Origin of the sequence: Anaeromyxobacter terrae (assembly GCF_022690685.1) — a bacterium.
Taxonomy (GTDB): domain Bacteria; phylum Myxococcota; class Myxococcia; order Myxococcales; family Anaeromyxobacteraceae; genus Anaeromyxobacter; species Anaeromyxobacter terrae.
Genome location: NZ_JALCYY010000034.1, coordinates 38,250 through 57,669 on the forward strand (window position 1 = coordinate 38,250; position 19,420 = coordinate 57,669).

Below are 19,420 nucleotides of genomic sequence, written 5' to 3' on the forward strand. Positions count from 1 at the left end.
CGCGCGCGTGTACTTCCAGGACCTCATCTTGAAGCTCCAGACCTACTGGGCGGGTCGCAACTGCATCCTCGCCCAGGGGTACGATCAGGAGGTCGGGGCGGGGACGATGAACCCCGCGACCTTCCTGCGCGTGCTCGGGCCCGAGCCCTGGAACGTCGCCTACGTCGAGCCCTCCCGGCGCCCGGCCGACGGCCGGTTCGGCGAGAACCCGAACCGCCTGTACCAGCACCACCAGTTCCAGGTCATCCTGAAGCCCAACCCGCCCGACGTGCAGGAGATCTACCTCGGGTCGCTGAAGGCGATCGGGATCGATCCCCTCGAGCACGACATCCGCTTCGTCGAGGACGACTGGGAGAGCCCGACGCTCGGCGCCTGGGGCCTCGGCTGGGAGGTCTGGTGCGACGGGATGGAGATCACCCAGTACACCTACTTCCAGCAAGCGGGCGGGTTCGAGGTGAGGCCGGTGGCGGCGGAGCTCACCTACGGCCTCGAGCGCATCGCCATGTACCTGCAGGACGTCGAGAACGTCTTCGACGTGGAGTGGGTGAAGGGCGTCCGCTACCGCGAGGTCTTCCACCGGAACGAGGTGGAGATGAGCGAGTACTCGTTCCGCGTCGCGGATCCGAAGATGCTGTTCGGCCTCTTCGACATCTACGAGGCCGAGTGCAAGCGGCTCCTCGCGGCGAAGCTCCCGCTGCCGGCGTACGACTACTGCCTCAAGTGCTCGCACACGTTCAACAACCTCGACGCCCGCGGCGCGATCAGCGTGACGGAGCGGGCGGCGTACATCGGGCGCGTCCGCGCGCTCGCCCACGAGTGCGCGAAGGGCTACCTCGACTCGCGCGAGACGCTCGGGTTCCCGCTCCTGCCGCCCGCGGAGCGGAAGAAGGCGGTCGAGGCGGCGCGCAGCGCGCGCGAGGCGCGTGAGGCCCTGCGGCAGGCTCAGGGCGAGCGGACGCAGGCGCGCGAAGATCGGCCGCGGCAGGCCTGACGGTCCGGTTCCTCCTACCCCACGAGAGACACGAGATGGCGGACCTTCTGTTCGAGATCGGCGCGGAGGAGATCCCGGCGGGCTTCGTGCCGCCGGCGCTCAAGCAGCTCGAGGAGGATCTCGCGAAGGCGCTCGACGCCGCGCGGCTCTCCCACGGCGAGGTGAGGGCGGTCGGCACCCCGCGCCGGCTCGCCGTATGGGCGCGCGACGTGGCGAAGCGCCAGACCGACGCGAAGACGGAGGCGTTCGGGCCGCCCGTCGCCCAGGCGTTCGACGCCGGCGGGAACCCCACCCCGGCGGCGCTCGGCTTCGCGAAGAGCCAGGGCGTGGACGTCTCGAGGCTCGAGCGCGCCCAGACGCCCAAGGGCGAGCGGGTCGCGGTGACCAAGATCGAGGAGGGGCGCAAGGCCGAGAAGGTCCTGCCCGAGCTCCTCGAGCGGCTCCTCGCGGGGCTCCGGTTCCGGAAGGCGATGCGCTCGCGCTTCGACGACGTGACCTTCGCGCGCCCGATCCGCTGGATGGTCGCGCTCTACGGCGGCCGGCCGCTCAAGGTCCGCCACGGCGAGGTCGTCTCGGGGAAGGTGACCTTCGGCCACCGGTTCGCCGCGCCGAGGGCCATCGCGCTCGCGGGGACGCCGGAGGACTACGTCGCGAAGCTCCGAAGGGCGAAGGTCCTCGCCGATCCGGTCGAGCGGCGCGCGGTCCTCGAGCTCGAGCTCGCGAAGGCCGCGAAGGCGGCGGGCGGGAAGATCCGGCCGGACGAGCCGCTCGTCGAGCAGGTGCTCTACCTCGTCGAGCACCCGACCGGCGTGGCGGGCGAGTTCGAGAGGTCGAACCTCGACCTGCCGCCCGAGGTGGTCGTCTCCGAGATGAGGAATCACCAGCGGTACTTCGCGGTGGTCGACGGGAAGGGCCGGCTCAAGAACCGGTTCGTCGCGATCTCCGGCACGCCGGTGAGGGATCCGGAGGTCGCGCGCCACGGCTACGAGCGCGTGCTGCGCGCGCGGCTCGCGGACGCGCGGTTCTTCTTCGAGGAGGACAAGCGCCGGCCGCTGCGCGACCGCATCGAGGACCTCGGGCGGCGCACGTTCCAGGCGCGGCTCGGGAGCGAGCTCGCACGCACCGATCGCATCGTCGCGATCGGGAGCGCGCTCGCGCACGCGATCGGCAGGGAGGACCTCGCGCCCGACGTGGTCGAGGCCGCGCGCCTCGCCAAGACCGACCTCACGACCGGCATGGTGGGCGAGTTCCCCGAGCTGCAGGGGGTGATGGGCGGGTACTACGCCCGCCTCGAGGGCCTGAAGCCGGAGATCGCGGACGCGATAGAGGACCACTACAGGCCGGTGGGGGCCTCGGGCGAGATGCCCCGCGGCGACGTCGGCGCGCTCGTCGCCCTCGCCGACCGGCTCCACTCGCTCGTCGGGATCGTGGGGGTGGGGGAGAAGGCCACGGGCGCCGCCGATCCGTTCGGCCTGCGGCGCGCCACCATCGGCATCCTCCGCATCCTGCTCGCCCGCGGGTATCACCTGTCGCTGTCCGCGGCGATCGAGCAGACGCTCGACTCGCTCGCCGGCGTGAAGCTCGCGGCCGATCGCGCCGTCGTGGCGGAGCAGGTGCTCGACTTCGTCCGCGGGCGGCTGCGCGCGCTGTGGAGCGACGAGCTCGACGGCGACCTCGTCGACGCGGTGCTCGCCGCCGGCTTCGACGACGTGGTGGACGCGCGCCGGCGCCTCGAGGCGCTCGCCGAGGTGAAGGCGCGCCCCGACTTCGTGCCGCTCGCGCTGGCCTTCAAGCGGGTCGCGAACATCCAGGAGAAGGCGGGGGGCGGGGCAGGGGCTCCCGTGGACCCCCTCCTCCTGCGCGAGGACGCCGAGCGCTACCTGCTCTCGGAGCTCGAGCGCGTCGAGGGGGAGGCGGCGTCGCTCCGTACGACCCGCGACTACCCGGGCGTCCTGCGGAACGTCGCGAACCTGGAGCCCGCCGTCGCGCGCTTCTTCGACGACGTGCTCGTCATGGCCGAGGACCCGCAAGTCCGCGCGAACCGGCTCGGGCTCATGCGGCGCGTCGCGGCGCTCTTCGCCGGCGTCGCCGACTTCCGTAAGATCCAGGCCGAGGCGCCGCCCCAGGCGTGAGCACCCCAACCTTGACCCGCTCCCGACCCCGCGGCTACGGTTCGCGGTCACCCGTGCCCGCCCACCTTCGAAATACGATCTTCGCCTTCGCCGCAGCGGCGCTCGCTGCCTGCGGCAACCCTCCGTCCGCCGACCCCGCGCCGCTCGACCGGTTCAACGCGCCCATCGCGCTCGGGATCTCGGGGAGCGACCTCCTCGTCGTCTCCTCCAACTTCGAGCTCGCCTACGCGCTCGACGATGGCGGGAGCGTCATTCCCGTCGACGTGCAGGCGTCCCCGGCGCTGGGCAAGGGTGTCCGCATCGCCAGCTTCGCGGGCGAGCTCGCCATCGCCGACGCGACGGCCTGCGGCCTGCCCGAGACGCTCGCCCTCGTCCCCGCGCGCGAGGGGAACTCGCTCTATCGGATCCGCGTCGGCCCCGGTGGCGCGCTGTCGTGCGGCGAGGGGTGCCGCCTGCCGCTTCGCTCGGACGTGGCGGACGCCTACGGCGTCCTCGCGGTGTGCCGCCCGCCCGCCACCGCCGGCGGCGAGCCGCGCGCGCGCGCGTACGTCGGCTTCGTGCGCACCCCGGCGAACCGTGGCCAGATCTCCGAGATCGATCTCCGCACCGGCGCGAGCCGCAACCGCGACGTCGGGCTGGGGCCGGTGCGCAGCTTCGCGTACGACGCGCAGAACGACCGGCTCTACTTCACCGCGATCGAGAGCGGCGTGACCGCGCCGCTCCGCTGGATCGATCTGGCGGGCGACTGCGCGATCGACGTCTCCGTCCCCGAGGGCGGCTGCCCGGTGTCCGGCATCGACCTCGCGGCCTACGTGCGCGGCGTCGAGGCGCGCGGGATCGCGCTGTCGAACCCGCAGGTCGGCCGGACGCGCCGCGCGTTCGTCGCCGCACGCGTCTACAACGCCGATCTCGCCGGCTCGATCGGCGGGCGTCCGGGGTTCGACGTGGGCGGGGTGCTCCTCGTGCTCGACCTCGTCGAGGACCGGTCCGGGCTCCAGCCGCGGCTCGCCGGCGTCTTCGACGTGGGGCTCGGCGCGAACGAGGTGAAGGTGCTCCCGGCGCGGCCGGGGAAGGGGGATCTCGTCGCCGTGACCGCCTCCGACGACGGGCTCCTCTGGATCTACGACGACGATCAGGGGTCGCTCGTGCGGGTGTTCGGACGTGACCCGCACACCGGGATCCCGCTCTTCGGGCGGCAGCCGTTCGGCCTCGCCGCCCGGGACGACGGCGCCAGCGCCCGGCTCTTCGTCTCCTCCTTCAAGGACGGGTTCGTGACGCCCGTCGACGTCCCGCTCGACGCGCCGTGGTCCGCTGCGGACCCGCGCGCCGAGGATCGGATCGGGGTGACGCCGTGATGCGACGGCTGGCCTTCCTCGCGCTCGCGGCCCTGGCCGCGTGTGGCAAGACCACCACCCCCATCGGTGTCGGGCTCGCCGAGCCCTCCGCGGTGGTGGCGTTCAACGGCTTCACGCCCAAGAACCCCGGGCTGCACCCCTACTTCGCCATCGCGAACGCCGCGCGCTCGGACCTGACCCTCGTCGACGCCGTGGACGACACGCCCGTCCTCGCTCCGGTCATCGTGCGCTCGCTCGCGGTGCCGGTGCCGGATCCGCGCCCCGCGCTGCTCGCGGCGTCGTCGCTCTGGGACGGCGCGGCCGGCGCGAAGGCCGACCTCCTCGTCGTCGCCTCGGCCGCCGCGCCGGCGCTCCAGCTCGTCGAGACCTGGAACGCGTCCGCCCGGATCGTGGACGAGGCCGATCTCGGCGCGCTCGCGCCCGGCGGGACGATCCAGGCCCTGGCGGCGATCCCCGTCCTGGACGCGGCCGTCCCCCCGGCGCAGACCCCGGGTCGCGTCCGCGTCGTCGCGGCGCTCACCGGCGCCCGCCTCGCGGTGGTCGAGTACTCCCGCGCCCCCGACGGCGTGGGGATCGTCCGCGGGGACGTCTCGATCCGGGCCCTCGAGGCCGGCGGCGTTCCGTTCGACGTCGTCTCGCTCGCGGTGAACCCGCACGATCCGCTCCACCTGTACGGCGCGTCCCCTGATCCGATCGGTGGGGTCGAGGGGGTCGCGGAGCTCACCGTGGCAGGCGCGCCCGCCGACTGGACGATCCGCGCGCTCGACGCCCGCGCCCCGACGCGCTTCGTGGCCGCGGCGCGCCTGCGCGAGCGGAGCGACACGTGGCCGCCGCCGCTCCCGGGCGCCACGTACGACGACAGGACGGAGTTCCGCCTCGACGTCGTCGATCGCGTGTACGCGCTGCTCGATCCTGCGCGCTGCGGCCCCGACCATCGCATCGGCTGCGGCATCGCGGTGCTCGACCCGGCGAGCGGGACGATCCTCCCCGATTACGCCGGGCTCATGCCCTATCTCGCCCCCATCTCCCTGCCGCAGCTGGCCTTCGGCCTCGCGGCCAGCGAGCCGCCCGCCGTGCCGCCACCCGGTGAAGAGGCGACCTACGCTGGCGGGTTCATGAAGATCGCGCCCGGCACCGGCACGCGCCTCACGACGGCGGTCGCGGCGATCCCCTCCGGCGACGGGCGCGTCTACTACGCGGACCTCGGACGCTTCTCCGTCCCGAACAACCAGTCCATCCTCCGGGGAAGTACGCGGACGCGCGCCGAGACCGGCGTCACGATCGGCGTCGCGCCCGCGGGCGAGACCCTCCCGCGCATCCTCGGCCTCTGGTCCCAGCCCGAAGGGGAGACGGCCTTCACCCTCGCGTTCGACGTCCCCTTGCTCCTGCGGGGCGTCCGCGTGACGCCGGGCTTCACCGCCACCGAGCTCTGGCGGGTCCTCTTCCAGGCGTCGTTGCCGGGCGTCGACGCGCATCGCGGCCAGAGCGGCCGCACGGCCGACGCTCGGACCTGGGTCGCCATGCAGGTCCCGGCGAGCGCGCCGGGGGGCGCGACGCTCACGCAGGTCGTGCGCGTCTACGACCCGACGTTCGCCATCCACCCCGGAGACCTCGTGGAGATGTCCGCGCCGGACGTCGCGGGCTGCCCGACCGACTCGAACGTCGAGGCTCGCATCGCGGCGATCCTGCCGCCCGAGGACGCGTATCCGGGTGGCGCGCTCGCGCTCGAGCCGCTCGACGATCCGCGCCCGAAGGTGAACACCGACGGGAGCGTGGGGCCGTGGCGCGACTGGCCCGCGTGCGTCCAGGCGCTCGGGGCAGGGCAGACCGGATTCCATCTGGCCGTGCGCGCGGGCGGGCTCGTGGCGATCGGAGCCGCGACCGGCTACGCGGGGCGACCCGAGGTCGTCGCCGAGGCGGACGTCGGCACGGCTCCCGAGTTCGCCCTGCAATACGAGGACGAGGACGCGCTGGCCGCGCAGTGCCCGCTGCTCCCCTGGCCGGCCGACTTCAGGTCCGCGCCCGCGGAGTTCCGGACGTGCGACGCCGCGTGCCGGCTCGTCTGCGAGCGGCTCGTGCTCGCGCGCAAGGCGCGGCGCATCTACCACGTGTCCGACCAGTGCCGTCCGCTGAACCCGGTCTCGGCGCTGGACGACAAGGACTGCCGCGACGCGTGGGGCCTGCCCGGCAACGCTACGTACCCGTTCCCCCGCGCGAACGGCCCGGTCGTCGCCTTCAGGGTCGGCTACCGCGGGGTGACCGCGGACGCCGGCCAGTTCCCCGGCGACGTCCAGGCGCTCTGGGCCGACCTCCGCGGGATGGAGATCGACTTCTCAACCCAGAGCGGGATCACGCCGAGCTCCCGGTTCCCAACCACCTCGAGCAACTCCACCGCGCACATCCTTCCGCTCGGCATCTCGACCTTCGATCGCAGCGTGATCGCGGGGAAGGAAGCGGAGGGCTACCGCTTCCTCGTTCCCTACACGAACGACTTCGTGCTCGACTTCAGCCCGGCGGAGACGGTGAACATCGCCAAGGTGATCCGGTGACCGCGCGCCGGGTGCGAGGCGCGCGCGTCGAGGAGGGACCATGAAGTCCGTCCGGCAGATCGCGATCGCCGACCACCTCTGGGAGGCGCTCGAGCGGATGGCGGAGGAGATGGGCTCCGACCGCGAGGCGCTCGTGAACCAGGCGCTGCACGTCTTCGCGCGGCTGAACGGGTACCTCGTCCCGGGGAGCGTCGGCGCTCCCACGCGCCCCGCGGGAGCGCCCCCGGCCGCGCCCGCCGCGCCCGTCCTTCCGCGGGCGGAGCGGGCGGTCGTGACGGAGCAGGTGCTCGACACCGCCGCCCGGCTCGAGCGCGAGATGCGCGCTCCACCGGCCGTTCCCGCCGCCTCCGCGGTCCCCGCCGCGCCGGCCGCCGCCGCGCCGGCGGCCGCCCCGCCGGCGGCGCTCGCGCTCGTGCTGGTGCGCGACGACGGGTCGGAGGTGCCGGTCGCGAAGGATCGCTTCGTCATCGGCCGGGGTCGGCACTGCGACCTCGTGGTCGACAGCGCGAAGGTGTCCCGCGAGCACGTCGCCATCGTGCGCGAGGGCCCGGGCTGGCTCATCGAGGACCTCGGCTCGTCGAACGGGACGTGGTTCCGGCGCGAGCGGATCACGCGCCGGCGCATCGAGGCCGGCGACGAGTACTTCGTATGCGCCGAGCGGCTGCGCTGCGCGCTGCGCTGAGCGCGATCCCGTCGCGGTGACGTCGCCGCCCCGCCGCGCGCCTCGCGCCCGGCCGCGTTTTCCCGCTGCCGGCGCGGTCGCGCGGGGCTATCGTTCCGTCCCTCATGCCCACCCTGACGCTCATCGACGGCTCGGGCTTCGTCTTCCGCGCCTATCACGCGATCCCGCATCTCTCGACGACGCGCGGGACGCCGACCAACGCCGTCTACGGCTTCACGACGATGCTCCTCAAGGCGCTGCGCGAGCACGCGCCGACGCACGTCGCGCTCGTCATGGACGCCGGGCGGAAGAGCTTCCGGAACGAGATCGACCCTACCTACAAGGCGAACCGCCCCGAGGCGCCGGACGACCTGCGGGTTCAGTTCCCGCTCGTGCGCGAGGTGGCGGACGCGCTCGCCGTGCCGCGCATCGAGGAGGGCGGGGTCGAGGCGGACGACGTCATCGCCACGCTGGCCTGCCGCGCGCGCGAGCAGGGGTACGAGGTCGTCGTCGTCACCGGCGACAAGGACTTCGCGCAGCTCGTGGACGACAAGCTCTCGCTCTACGACCCGATGGCCGAGGCGAGCGGGCGGGGCGGCTGGACCGGGCCCGCGGAGGTCGAGAAGAAGCTCGGCGTCCGGCCGGACCAGGTCGTCGAGTTCATGGCGATCCTGGGGGACAAGATCGACAACGTCCCGGGGATCGCCGGCATCGGCGAGGTGACCGCCGCCGCCCTGGTGCGCCACTTCGGCACGGTCGAGGAGATGCTGCGCCGGCCCGACGAGATCCCGGCGGCGGTCGCGCGCGGCGGCGAGAAGGTGAAGGAGAAGATCGTCTCGAACGCTGCGCGCATCCGGATGAACCGCGAGCTCGTCGCGCTGCGCTGCGATCTCTCCCTCCCGCTCGCGCCCGAGGCGCTCGCCCGGAGGCGCCCGGACGACACGCGGGTGCGGGCGCTCTTCTCCGAGCTCGAGTTCTCCCGTCTCCTGAAGGACCTGCCCGCGCCACCGCCGACGCCACGCACCGAGCGCGCAGAGCTCGTCCTCGACGCGGGGTCGCTCGCGGAGGCGGTCGCGGTGCTCTCGGCCGCCCCGGCCGTGGGGCTCCGGCCCGTGCTCGCGGGCGCGGCTCCGCGCACGGACCCGGTGGTCGGTCTCGCGCTCGCGGGGGGAGGGCGGGCGTTCTACCTGCCCCTGCGCCACCAGTACCTCGGCGCGCCCGCGCAGCTCGGGGCGGAGGCCGTGCGCGCCGCGCTGCGCCCGCTCCTCGAGGGCGACACGCCCAAGCACACGCACGATCGGAAGGCGGTACAGCACGCGCTCGCCGGCCTCGGGCTCACGCTCGGCGGCCCCGGGATGGACACCGAGCTCGCGAGCCGACTGCTCCTCCCCACGCGGCGCGAGCACGCCCTCGCCGACGTCGCGCGGGAGCGGATCGGCTGCGAGCTGCCGCGCGATCCGAGCGGCGGCGACGCGGCCCGCAAGAGCGAGCGGGTGCCGGTCGAGGGGGTCGAGGTGGAGCGCGCCGGCGCGTGGGCCGCGCAGTGCGCCGCCTCGCTGCTCGACCTCGCGCCCTCCCTCGAGCGCGCGCTCGAGACGGAGGGGGTCCTGCCCCTCTACCGGGACGTCGAGCGGCCGCTCGTGCCGGTGCTCTGGGAGATGGAGCGGGTGGGCATCCTGGTCGACCGCGGGGCCATGGAGGGCATGAGCGGCGAGTTCGGACGCTCCATGCAGGACCTCGAGGCGCGCATCCACGCGTCCGCCGGGCACCCGTTCAACATCGCGTCGACCCGGGAGCTCTCCCAGGTCCTCTTCTCCGAGCTCGGCCTGCCGGTGCTCAAGCGGCTCAAGACCGGGCCATCCACCGACCAGGACGTCCTCGAGAAGCTGTGCGAGCAGCACGAGCTGCCGCGGCTCGTCCTCGAGCACCGCGCGCTCTCGAAGCTCAAGGGCACCTACGTCGACGCCCTCCCTCAGCTCGTCGACCCCGTGGACGGCCGCATCCACACGACCTTCCACCAGGCGGGCGCGGCGACGGGGCGCCTCTCGTCCTCCGATCCGAACCTGCAGAACATCCCCGTGCGCACCGAGCTGTCGCGCCGCATCCGCGCGGCCTTCGTCGCTCCGGAGGGCTCCCGGCTCCTCTCGGCCGACTACTCGCAGATCGAGCTCAGGATCCTCGCGCACTACTCCCATGATCCCGCGCTCCTGGAGGCGTTCCGCGCGCGCGAGGACGTGCACACCCGCACCGCCGCCGAGACGTTCGGCGTCCCGCCCGCCGAGGTCACGGCGGACATGCGCCGCATCGCCAAGGTGCTGAACTTCGGGATCGCGTACGGCCTCTCCGCCTTCGGCCTCTCGCAGCGGCTCGACCTGCCGGGCGCGGAGGCGCAGGCGATCATCGACCGGTACTTCGCGCGTTACGCCGGCGTGCGCAGCTACATCGAGAAGGCGGTGGAGGACGCGCGCGCGACGGGGGAGTCTCGCACGCTCTTCGGGCGCGTCCGCGCGATGCCGGAGATCGCCGCGCGGAACCCGGCGCTGCGCAACGCCGCGGAGCGCACCGCCATCAACACGCCGATCCAGGGCACGGCCGCGGACATCGTGAAGATCGCGATGATCCGCGTGCACGACGCCCTCGCGAGCGAGCGGCGCCGCTCGCGGCTGCTCCTCCAGGTCCACGACGAGCTCGTGCTGGAGGTCCCCGAGGACGAGCTCGCGCCGGTCGAGGCGCTCGTGCGCCGCGAGATGTCCGGCGCGGCGAAGCTCGAGGTGCCGCTCGACGTCGAGGTGGGGGTCGGCCACAGCTGGGCGCAAGCGCACTGACGGCGCCTACGGGTGCCTGCGCCGGCGGACGCGTCGCTGCGCTGCTCGGCGTCGAGCGCGGCCGCTACTCGTCGGCGGCCTTCCGCCGCGAGGGAATGTACTGCACGGCCTCCTCGCGCGTGGGCTCGCGGAACGCCTCGATGAGCTTCAGGTGGCTCTCGGCGAGGGTGCGCACGTTCGCCTCGAACTGCACGCGCTGGCGCTTCAGCTCGTTGATGTCGTCGACGATGCGGAGGAAGCGCTGGTGCGCGCCCTGGACGATCTTCTCGGCCTGGAGCTCCGCGTCCGAGATCGTGATCTCCGCCTCCTTGCGGGCGGACTCGCGGATCTCCTCGGACGCCCTCTGGGCGGTGACGAGCGTCTCCTGGAGCGCGCGCTCGCGGCTCCTGAACTCCGCGATCTCCTCCGCCTTGCGCCGGTCCTCCTCGCGCAGCGCGAGGTTCTCCTTCACGAGCGCCTCGAACTCGACCGCCACGAGGGCGAGGAACGCCTCGACCTCCTCGGGGGACGAGCCGCGGAACACCTTGGAGAACTGCTTCTGGGTGATGTCGAGGGGCGTGATCTTCATGGGGGGCGCGCTCCGGTGGGTCATGATACCGACCCATCCGCGGCTGTCCATTTCGCCTGGCTCACCTCGACCCACACGTTGGTCGGCGCGGCTCCCCGCGCGGTCACTATGATCTCCGCCCGTCGAGGCTCCCACGATGGACTCGTCCGCCGGCCAGATCCTGCTCGCCGCCGGGGCGCTCGCCGCGATGGCGCTCGCGGTGGCGCTCGCCCTGGCGCTTCGGCGGACCCTTCGGGCGAGGCGCGCGCTCGAGCGCGAGGGCGACGCGCTGCGGGCGGCGGCGGAGGCGGCCCGGCGCGAGCTGGCGGCAGAGCGAGAGCGCGCGCGGGTCGAGCGGGAGCGGCTCGGGGCGGCCGAGCGGAGCGCGCGCGGGGAGGCGGAGCGGTCGGATCGCGCGAAGGACGAGTTCGTCGCCACCGTCTCGCACGAGCTGCGCACGCCCCTCAACGCCGTGCTGGGCTGGGCGCGGCTGCTCCGGCTCGGGAAGCTCGACGCCACCGCGTCGGCGCGGGGAATCGAGACCATCGAGCGGAGCGCCCAGGCCCAGGCGCAGATCGTGGACGACCTGCTCGACGTGTCGCGCATCGTGCGCGGCCAGCTCAGGCTCGACGTGCGGCCCGTCGAGCTCGTGCCGGTCATCGAGGCGGCGCTCGACGCCGTCCGCCCGGCAGCGGCGGCGCGGAGCATCTCGATCGCCGCCGTGCTCGTGCCGCGGGCCGGGCCGGTCTCGGGTGATCCCGGGCGGCTGCAGCAGGTCGTCTGGAACCTGCTCTCGAACGCCATCAAGTTCACGCCGCCCGGCGGTCGCGTGGAGATCCGGCTCGCGCGCGCGGAGGGCGAGGTGGCCATCAGCGTGCGCGACACGGGCGCGGGGATCGACCCGACGTTCCTCCCGCACCTCTTCGAGCGGTTCCGCCAGGCGGACTCGTCCTCCACGCGCGCCCACGGTGGGCTCGGCCTCGGGCTCGCGCTGGTGCGCCACCTCGTCGAGGCGCAGGGCGGCTCGGTGTCCGCGGCGAGCGAAGGCCCGGGGCGGGGGGCGACCTTCACGGTGCGGCTCCCCATCTCCCCGCTGCGCACCCGCCGCGCGGCGGCGGCCGCCGCGCCGCCCGCAGCGCCCCGCGAGCTGCGTCCGCTCGCGGGCCTGGAGCGCGTGCGCGTGCTCGTCGTCGACGACGATCCCGACACGCTCGACGTGGTCCGGCAGGTGCTGGAGACGGCCGGCGCCCTCGTCACCGCGGCGGCCTCCGTCCGCGAGGCGCTCGCCGCGCTCTCCGTGCGCCCTCCCGACGTGCTCCTGTCGGATCTCGGGATGCCCGGAGAGGACGGGTACGCGCTCATCCGCAAGGTCCGCAGCCTCGAGGCGGCGCGGGGTGGACGCGTCCCGGCGGCCGCGCTCACCGCTTACACCCAGGCGGAGGACCGGGCTGAGGCGCTGCTCGCGGGCTTCCAGATCTACCTCGCGAAGCCGGTCGAGCCCGCCGAGCTGACCGCCGCGGTCGCCCGGCTCGCCGGGCGGATGAACTGATCCTCCCCCTCCGCCCGCGCGCAGCGCGGCGGCCGCCCGGCGCGCCCCTTATGTTATCTTCCGCGCCGCGTCATGCCGTTCTCCGAGCTCATCGCGCAGGATCGCGCCGTGTCCTCGCTGCGATCCGCCTTGCGGCGCGGCGCGCTCCACCACGCGTACCTGTTCGGCGGCCCGGAGGGCGTCGGCAAGGCGACGGCGGCGCGCCTCCTCGCGCAGGCCGCGAACTGCGAGGCCCCCGCGCCAGAGGGCGGGCATCGAGACGATCCGTGCGGCGCCTGCGGGCCCTGCCGGAAGATCGCCCGCGGCGTCCATCCCGACGTGCTCGTGCTCCAGGAGGAGCGCGTGATGGCCAAGGCGGGCCGGTGGGATCCCAAGGGAGGACGCTCGCCGTCGAAGGACATCGTCGTGGACCAGGTGCGGGACGTGGTCGACCGCCGCCTCGCGCTGAAGCGCTTCGAGGGACGCCGGCGGTTCGTCGTCCTCGACCCCGCCGACGCGATGAACCCGCAGGCCCAGAACGCGCTCCTCAAGACGCTCGAGGAGCCGCCCGACGACACGACGCTCGTGCTCGTCGCGTCGAGCCCCGACGCGCTGCTGCCCACCATCCGCTCGCGCTGCCTGCGCGTCCCGTTCGCCCCGCTGCCGGCGGCGGCGGTCGCGGCGCGGCTCGAGGCGGAGGGCCGGCCCGCCGGCGAGGCGCGGCTCGCGGCCGCGCTCGCGGGAGGCTCGCTCGCGCGCGCCCTGGCGCTCGACGCGGAGACGCTCGCGGCGGAGCGCGACGCGGTGCTCGCCGCCGCCGCGCTCGATGCCGCCGACGCGGGCGCCTGGCTCGCCTTCGCGCGCGATCACGGCGACGACCGCGAGGCCGCGGCCGAGCTGTGCGCGCTCCTCGCCGTCTGGCTCCGGGACGTCCTCGCGGCGCACGCCGGTTCGGCCGATCTCGCCCTCGGCGATCTCGCCGAGGCGACCCGCCGCACCGCCGCGGCGCTCTCGCCCGCGGAGATCCTGCGCCGGCGCGAGGAGGTCCAGAAGACCGCCGCCGCGCTCCGCCAGAACGCGGCGCCGACCCTCGCACTCGAGCGCCTGCTCATCGCGTGGTTCCATGGCCGGGGGTAGGGGAACGGGGCCGCGCGGCGCGGCGGGCGCCACGCTCGAGACCTGCCTCGCGGACGTCCGCGAGGGCGCGCCGCGTCCGGTCTACCTGCTCGACGGCGACGCGTTCCTCTCGCTGCGCGCGGCCCGCGAGCTCGCGGCCGCGCTCGTCCCGGAGGCGCAGCGCGCGCTGAACCTCGTCGAGCTCGATCCGGCGGCCTCGCCCGCCGAGGTCGCCGCCGAGCTCTCCACCGGCGGCCTCTTCGGCGGCGGCAAGGTCGTGCTCCTCCACGAGCCGGCGTTCCTCACGTCCAGGGAGGACGCGGAGAACGCGTTCGGGCGCGCGAAGGACCAGTGGGCGAAGGGCGCGCAGCGGGACGCGGCGCGGCGGCTGCTCGCGCTCGCCGCGAAGGCGGGCTGGTCCGTGAAGGACCTCGCGCCGGAGGGCGGGCGGATCGATCACGGCGCGCTCGCGGCGGACCTCGGCGTGCCGGCGGGCGCGTACGACGCGGCGTTCGTCGAGGCGGCGGTGCGGTTCGCGGTCGAGCGCGAGCTGAAGGTCTCGAAGGACGACGCGTCCGCGCTCGACGCCGCGCTCGACCGGGGCTTCGCCCGCGGCCACGTGCTCGTCGTCGCCGCCGGCAAGGTGGACGGGCGGCTGCCGCTCGTGAAGAAGCTCGCCGCGGCCGGGCGCCGGGTCACGATCCAGGTCGAGAAGGAGGGCACCTGGGACGCGCAGCGGCTCGTCCTCGGCCCCGTGCTCGAGTCGCTCCTCGCCGGGACCGGCAAGCGCGTCGACCGCGCGGGCGAGGCCCGGCTCGGGGCCCTCGTCGGCGAGGACGCGCGCACCCTCGCCTCCGAGGTCGCGAAGCTCGCCGCCTACGTGGGCGACCGGAAGGTCATCGGCGCGGAGGACGTCGACGCGGTCGTGACGCGCGTCGCGCCGGATCCCTTCTTCGCGCTCGGCAACGCCGTCGAGGCGCGCGATCTCCCGCAGGCGCTGGGGGTGCTGGACCGCGCGATCGCCGACGGCGGGAGCCCCTTCATGCTGCTCGGGTCGCTCGCGAGCACCGTCCGGCGGATGATCGTCGAGCGGGAGCGCGCGCGGCGCGCGGTGGGCGACCGGCGCATCGGCTCGTCCCGCGAGTGGGAGGCGGAGGTCTTTCCGCTCGTCCCCGAGGACGAGGCGAAGGGCAAGAAGCCCTACGGCTTCTGGATGAAGTACCAGGCGGCGCTGCGCTTCTCGCGGGCGGAGCTGCTCGACGGCCTCGCCGCGCTCGCGGAGGCGGACGTCGCCATGAAGAGCGGGCAGGACGGGCGGATCCGCCTCGAGCGCGTCCTCGTCGGCCTGCTCGCCAGCGGACACATCGAAAGGAGTCACCCTTGAGCCAGCGTCTCCTCGTGACGAGCGCGCTCCCTTACGCGAACGGGTCGATCCACCTCGGCCACCTCGTCGAGTACATCCAGACCGACGTCTACGTGCGGTTCCGGCGGGCCTGCGGCGACCACGTCACCTACGTCTGCGCGGCCGACTCGCACGGCACGCCCATCGAGCTGAACGCCGCGAAGGCCGGCATGACGCCGAAGGCGTTCGTCGAGAAGTACCGCGCCGAGCAGCACGAGGACTTCGGCCGGTTCGGGGTCGAGTTCTCGACCTACTACACGACCGACTCGCCCGAGAACGCTCGCTGGGCGTACCGGATCTACGACGCGCTCAAGGCCAAGGGGCTCATCTACAAGCGCTCCATCGAGCAGCTCTACTGCGAGACCGACCGGCGTTTCCTGCCGGACCGGTTCGTGAAGGGCACCTGCCCGAAGTGCGGCGCGAAGGATCAGTACGGGGACGTCTGCGAGGTCTGCGGCACGACCTACGATCCCCGCGACCTCATCGACCCGCGCTGCGCGATCTGCGGCACCCGGCCGGTGGTGCGCTCCTCGGATCACGCCTACGTGGATCTCAAGAAGGCGGAGGGGGTCATCCGCGGGTGGGTCGAGGCGGAGGGGCACCTCGAGCCCGCGGTGCGCGAGCAGGTGAAGGGGTGGCTCGCGGACCTGCAGGACTGGTGCATCACGCGCGACGCGCCGTACTTCGGCTTCCCGGTGAAGGACCCGGACTTCCCCGGCAAGTTCCTCTACGTCTGGGTCGACGCGCCGATCGGCTACCTCTCCTCGGCCGAGCACTACTTCACCGCGGAGGCGCCGGAGGGCGAGCGGCTCACCGCGGCCGAGTTCGAGCGCCGCTACCTCGCCGAGGGCGCCGACGCGCGCCTCGAGCACTTCATCGGCAAGGACATCCTGCGCTTCCACGCCGTGTTCTGGCCGGCGATGCTGTGGGCCGCGGGCCTCAAGCGGCCGGACCGGATGCCGGTGCACGGGCACCTCACCGTGAACGGCGAGAAGATGTCGAAGACCCGCGGGAGCTTCATCACCGGGCGCACCTACCTCGACTCGGGCCTCGACCCCGAGCTGCTCCGCTACTTCTACGCGGCGAACCTCGGGCCGAGCGTGCAGGACCTCGACCTCGCGCTCGACGAGTTCCGCAACCGCGTGAACGCGGACCTCGCGAACAACGTCGCGAACCTCGCCTCGCGCGTCGCGGCGCTCGTCCCCCGCGCCGGCGCGCCGCTCGCGGAGACCCCCGAGCCGGCGCTCGTAGAGGTGACGCGCGCCGCGCTCGCGCAGGCGCGCGTCGCGTACGGCGCGCTCGAGTACCGCGAGGTGGTCCGCGTGGCGAACCAGGTGGCGGACCGCTGCAACAAGCGGCTCCAGGAGGCGAAGCCCTGGGAGGACCCGGCCTCGGCGGCGAGCCGGGCGCTGCTCTACTCCTGCGGGAAGGCCCTCCGCGGCGTGGCGACGATCCTCTGGCCGGTGATGCCGCGCTTCTGCGACGGCCTCGCCACGGCGTTCGGCCAGGAGCGCCCGGCGCGCTGGGACGAAGGGTTCGATCCGTTCGCCGGCGGCCCGGTCACGGTCGCTGCGAAGCCCCCGCAGATCGCGCGGCTCGACCCGAAGCAGGTGGAGAAGCTCATCGTGGTGCCCCCCGAGGCGAAGGCGCCGGCGCCCAAGGTCGCGAAGGCGGCGAGCCCGGCGGAGACCGCCACGAAGGCGACCGCCAAGCCGGCGCCGCCCCCGCCGCCGGGGGTCATCCAGTACGACGACTTCGCGAAGGTCGAGCTCCGCGTGGCCGTCGTGCGCGCCGCAGAGCGCGTGCAGGGCGCGGACAAGCTCCTGAAGCTCACCGTCGAGGCGGGCGATCCCGAGCCGCGCACCGTCGTGGCCGGCATCGCGCAGGCGTACCCGGATCCCGCCGCGCTCGTGGGCAAGCGGATCGTGGTGGTCGCGAACCTCGCGCCGCGCCCCCTGCGCGGCATCACCTCGCAGGGCATGCTCCTCGCCGCGGGCGAGCCTCCGAACCTGTCCGTCGTGACGGTCGCGGACTCGATCGCGCCGGGGACGCGGGTGAAGTAGGCCGCCGGGCGCGGCGAGGGCGGGGACGGGGACGGATCGCATGGGGCTCATCGACTCTCACGCCCACCTCGACTACGAGGACTACACCCACGATCTCGACGGCGTCGTCGCGCGGGCCCGCGCGGCGGGGCTGGAGCGGATCGTCTGCGTCGGCCTGTGGCGCAAGCCCGGGGACTTCGGCAACGCGCTCGAGCTCGCGACCCGCGATCCCGGCTTCTTCAGCGCGACCATCGGCGTCCACCCGCACGAGGCCGCGCGCGTCCCGGAGGAGGACTGGACGACCGCCGCCCGGCTCGCAGCCGACCCGCGAATCGTCGCGGTCGGGGAGACCGGGCTCGACTACCACTACGACCACTCGCCCCGCGACGATCAGCGGGCGGGGTTTCGCCGGTCGATCCGGATGGCGCGCGACGCGGCGAAGCCGCTCGTCGTGCACGTGCGCGAGGCGGACGCGGACTGCGCGGCGATCCTCCGCGAGGAGGGGGTGCCGGCCGCGGGGGGCGTCATCCACTGCTTCACCGGCGACGCCTCCGCGGCGCGCGCCTACCTCGAGCTCGGCCTCTTCATCTCGGTGGCCGGCGTCGTGACGTTCAAGACGGCGGACCCGATCCGCGAGGCGGTGCGGATCGTCCCGCGCGACCGGCTCCTGGTCGAGACCGACAGCCCGTTCCTCGCGCCGGTGCCCTTCCGCGGGAAGCGCAACGAGCCCGCCTACGTGGTGAAGACCGCGGAGAAGGTCGCGGAGCTGTGGGGCGCCTCGCTCGACGACGTCGCCGCGGCGACGACGGCGAACGTGAAGCGGCTGTTCCGTATCGGCTAAACGACCGAGCATGATTCGGAAACAGTCAACGAGCGAAGCGAGCCCGCCGGGCCGCCACCGCGAAAGCGGCGAAGCCGCCCGCGGTGGCGCACGGGACCCGGCTGGCGGGGTGGGGCGTCGACTGAAGCCGCGCACGAGCGCGCGGAGCTCTGCTCGGCGGGGCGGGGGCGCAGCCCCCGTCAGAACCTGGCTAAACGACAGCGCGATGCGCGACACCGAAGGTGATCGCGAATCGCGAACTGTCGTTTAGCGGCGCTACCCGCCCCAGCTGCCCCACTCGTCCGCGACGTCCCCCGGCTCCCCCGGCCGGTTCCGCTCGCGCCACTCCTGGAGCTCCCAGCCGCGGCGCTCGGCGAGCGCGCGGAAGGGCGCCTTCGGGTTCACGACCACCGGGTTCCCCACCGCCTCGAACAGCGGCACGTCGGCGATCGAGTCGGAGTAGAGCCAGCTGCGCGCCGGGTCGAGGTCCCACTTCTCGAGCACGGCCTCCACCGCGGCGCGCTTGCCCTCGCGGAACACGACGGGCGGCACGACCTGATCGGTCACCTTTCCGTCCACGACGCGCGTACGGGTCCCGATCGCCGCGTGGACGCGCAGGTGGCGGCCGATCTCGTCGACCACGTACTGCGGCGACCCGGACGCGATGAGGACGAAGTGACCCGACAGCAGGTGCCGGCGGATGTGCCGCATCGCCCCGGAGGTGATGCGCCTGCGGAGGTGGCGCTCGAAGCAGGCGTGCGCGTGAGCGCGGAGGTCGTCTGCGTAGAGCCCCTGCTGGCAGCGGGAGCCGACCTCGACCATGTCCTGCTCGGTCAGGCGGTGGCGCGCGTACTCGTAGATGATGCGCGGGATCCGCGCGCGCATCTCCGGCCGCATCACCTTCTGGTTGTAGAGATACCAGGTGAAGATGGTGCCGGCGTTCCCGTCGAGGAGCGAGTCGTCGACGTCGAAGATCGCCGCCGTGCGGCCGAACGGAACCATGAGAGCCCCCGCGCGCGCCCGGTCCACGGACGCGGCGGGGTGATTGTACGCGCTACGTGCCCTCGCCGGGCTTCGGCTCGGCCGTGGGGGTCTCGGCCGGGGCGGCGGGGGCCTGCTCGGGCGCGGCCGCCTGGGGCGCAGCCTCCACGGGCGGGGGAGGCGGCGCAGCCGGCTCCTCTGCGTGGGGCGGCGCTTCCGTCTTGCCGGTGTCCTCGAGCTTGGCGGCGAGCGCTGCGAACGGGTTGTGCGTCAGGTTCTTCTTCTCGGGGGGGGCGCGGTGCGGCCCCTTGTCGCCGGGCAGCCGCGGCCCGGTGTAGCCCCGCTTCTTGTCGCCGAAGCCGCCCGGGCGGTGCTCGCCCGGGCCGCCGCGGTGCTCGCGCGGACCGCGCTCGGGGCGTGCCTCGCGCGCGGCGCCCTCGGGCCGCGCCTCGTGGCCCTCGGCCGCGCGCG

Annotated in this window: 13 protein-coding genes and 1 pseudogene; 11 read left to right on the forward strand and 3 right to left on the reverse strand. The window is 74.0% G+C overall.

Annotated features, from left to right (window positions below; genetic code table 11):
- Positions 1 to 7 precede the first annotated feature (7 nt).
- From MNY62_RS15805 to polA, 6 genes are all read left to right on the forward strand, one after another.
- The gene (locus MNY62_RS15805) at positions 8 to 991 is read left to right on the forward strand and encodes a glycine--tRNA ligase subunit alpha (protein ID WP_242345149.1); all 984 of its coding nucleotides are present in this window, start codon (positions 8 to 10) and stop codon (positions 989 to 991) included.
- A 35-nt stretch (positions 992 to 1,026) separates the two neighbouring features.
- On the forward strand, positions 1,027 to 3,123 hold the full coding sequence (gene glyS, locus MNY62_RS15810; protein WP_242345150.1) for a glycine--tRNA ligase subunit beta: 2,097 nt from the start codon (positions 1,027 to 1,029) through the stop codon (positions 3,121 to 3,123).
- A 53-nt stretch (positions 3,124 to 3,176) separates the two neighbouring features.
- Complete coding sequence (locus tag MNY62_RS15815; protein ID WP_242345151.1) at positions 3,177 to 4,478, forward strand: YncE family protein; 1,302 nt, start codon at positions 3,177 to 3,179, stop codon at positions 4,476 to 4,478.
- Entirely contained in the window at positions 4,478 to 7,027 is a 2,550-nt protein-coding gene (locus MNY62_RS15820; RefSeq protein ID WP_242345152.1) for a hypothetical protein, read from the forward strand. The genes MNY62_RS15815 and MNY62_RS15820 overlap by 1 nt, the downstream gene beginning before the upstream one ends.
- Positions 7,028 to 7,067: 40 nt before the next feature.
- A complete protein-coding gene (locus MNY62_RS15825) occupies positions 7,068 to 7,709 on the forward strand; it encodes an FHA domain-containing protein (RefSeq protein WP_242345153.1) in 642 nt (213 codons plus the stop codon).
- A gap of 104 nt (positions 7,710 to 7,813) precedes the next feature.
- A complete protein-coding gene (gene polA / locus MNY62_RS15830) occupies positions 7,814 to 10,513 on the forward strand; it encodes a DNA polymerase I (protein WP_242345154.1) in 2,700 nt (899 codons plus the stop codon).
- A 64-nt stretch (positions 10,514 to 10,577) separates the two neighbouring features.
- Here the strand turns inward: polA and MNY62_RS15835 are convergent, their stop codons facing one another.
- Positions 10,578 to 11,081, reverse strand: a complete 504-nt coding sequence (locus MNY62_RS15835; RefSeq protein WP_242345155.1) for a DivIVA domain-containing protein — start codon at positions 11,079 to 11,081, stop codon at positions 10,578 to 10,580.
- A gap of 136 nt (positions 11,082 to 11,217) precedes the next feature.
- On the opposite strand from MNY62_RS15835, the gene MNY62_RS15840 reads away from it, so the two are divergent.
- The 5 genes from MNY62_RS15840 to MNY62_RS15860 all read left to right on the forward strand — a co-directional run bounded on the left by MNY62_RS15840 (position 11,218) and on the right by MNY62_RS15860 (position 17,989).
- Entirely contained in the window at positions 11,218 to 12,609 is a 1,392-nt protein-coding gene (locus MNY62_RS15840; RefSeq protein WP_242345156.1) for a hybrid sensor histidine kinase/response regulator, read from the forward strand.
- A 72-nt stretch (positions 12,610 to 12,681) separates the two neighbouring features.
- Positions 12,682 to 13,725 carry a DNA polymerase III subunit delta' gene (gene holB, locus MNY62_RS15845; RefSeq protein WP_242345157.1) on the forward strand — a complete coding sequence of 348 codons (1,044 nt, stop codon included), beginning with the start codon at positions 12,682 to 12,684 and terminating at the stop codon, positions 13,723 to 13,725.
- Positions 13,712 to 15,088: a DNA polymerase III subunit delta gene (locus MNY62_RS15850; RefSeq protein ID WP_242345158.1), complete on the forward strand. Its 1,377-nt coding sequence runs from the start codon at positions 13,712 to 13,714 to the stop codon at positions 15,086 to 15,088. Before holB ends, MNY62_RS15850 begins: the two co-directional genes overlap by 14 nt.
- Entirely contained in the window at positions 15,085 to 17,169 is a 2,085-nt protein-coding gene (gene metG, locus MNY62_RS15855; protein WP_242345159.1) for a methionine--tRNA ligase, read from the forward strand. Before MNY62_RS15850 ends, metG begins: the two co-directional genes overlap by 4 nt.
- 40 nt (positions 17,170 to 17,209) lie before the next feature.
- Positions 17,210 to 17,989 (forward strand): TatD family hydrolase, encoded by a 780-nt coding sequence (locus MNY62_RS15860; RefSeq protein ID WP_242345160.1) that lies wholly within the window; start codon positions 17,210 to 17,212, stop codon positions 17,987 to 17,989.
- Positions 17,990 to 18,244: 255 nt separating this feature from the next.
- Here MNY62_RS15860 and MNY62_RS15865 read toward each other — a convergent pair whose 3' ends face one another.
- Both MNY62_RS15865 and MNY62_RS15870 read right to left on the reverse strand, forming a co-directional pair.
- The gene (locus MNY62_RS15865) at positions 18,245 to 18,970 is read right to left on the reverse strand and encodes an HAD family hydrolase (protein ID WP_242345161.1); all 726 of its coding nucleotides are present in this window, start codon (positions 18,968 to 18,970) and stop codon (positions 18,245 to 18,247) included.
- A 52-nt stretch (positions 18,971 to 19,022) separates the two neighbouring features.
- Positions 19,023 to 19,420 (reverse strand): annotated as a pseudogene (locus tag MNY62_RS15870) (phosphohydrolase); the annotation flags it as partial.

Excerpts from the sequence above, each read along its gene's own strand:
- MNY62_RS15825 (WP_242345153.1), top strand. The coding sequence starts at position 7,068 with ATGAAGTCCGTCCGGCAGATCGCGATCGCCGACCACCTCTGGGAGGCG.
- MNY62_RS15850 (WP_242345158.1), top strand. The coding sequence starts at position 13,712 with ATGGCCGGGGGTAGGGGAACGGGGCCGCGCGGCGCGGCGGGCGCCACG.
- glyS (WP_242345150.1), top strand. The coding sequence starts at position 1,027 with ATGGCGGACCTTCTGTTCGAGATCGGCGCGGAGGAGATCCCGGCGGGC.
- polA (WP_242345154.1), top strand. The coding sequence starts at position 7,814 with ATGCCCACCCTGACGCTCATCGACGGCTCGGGCTTCGTCTTCCGCGCC.
- MNY62_RS15840 (WP_242345156.1), top strand. The coding sequence starts at position 11,218 with ATGGACTCGTCCGCCGGCCAGATCCTGCTCGCCGCCGGGGCGCTCGCC.
- MNY62_RS15865 (WP_242345161.1), bottom strand. The coding sequence starts at position 18,970 with ATGGTTCCGTTCGGCCGCACGGCGGCGATCTTCGACGTCGACGACTCG.
- holB (WP_242345157.1), top strand. The coding sequence starts at position 12,682 with ATGCCGTTCTCCGAGCTCATCGCGCAGGATCGCGCCGTGTCCTCGCTG.
- MNY62_RS15820 (WP_242345152.1), top strand. The coding sequence starts at position 4,478 with ATGCGACGGCTGGCCTTCCTCGCGCTCGCGGCCCTGGCCGCGTGTGGC.
- MNY62_RS15835 (WP_242345155.1), bottom strand. The coding sequence starts at position 11,081 with ATGAAGATCACGCCCCTCGACATCACCCAGAAGCAGTTCTCCAAGGTG.
- MNY62_RS15860 (WP_242345160.1), top strand. The coding sequence starts at position 17,210 with ATGGGGCTCATCGACTCTCACGCCCACCTCGACTACGAGGACTACACC.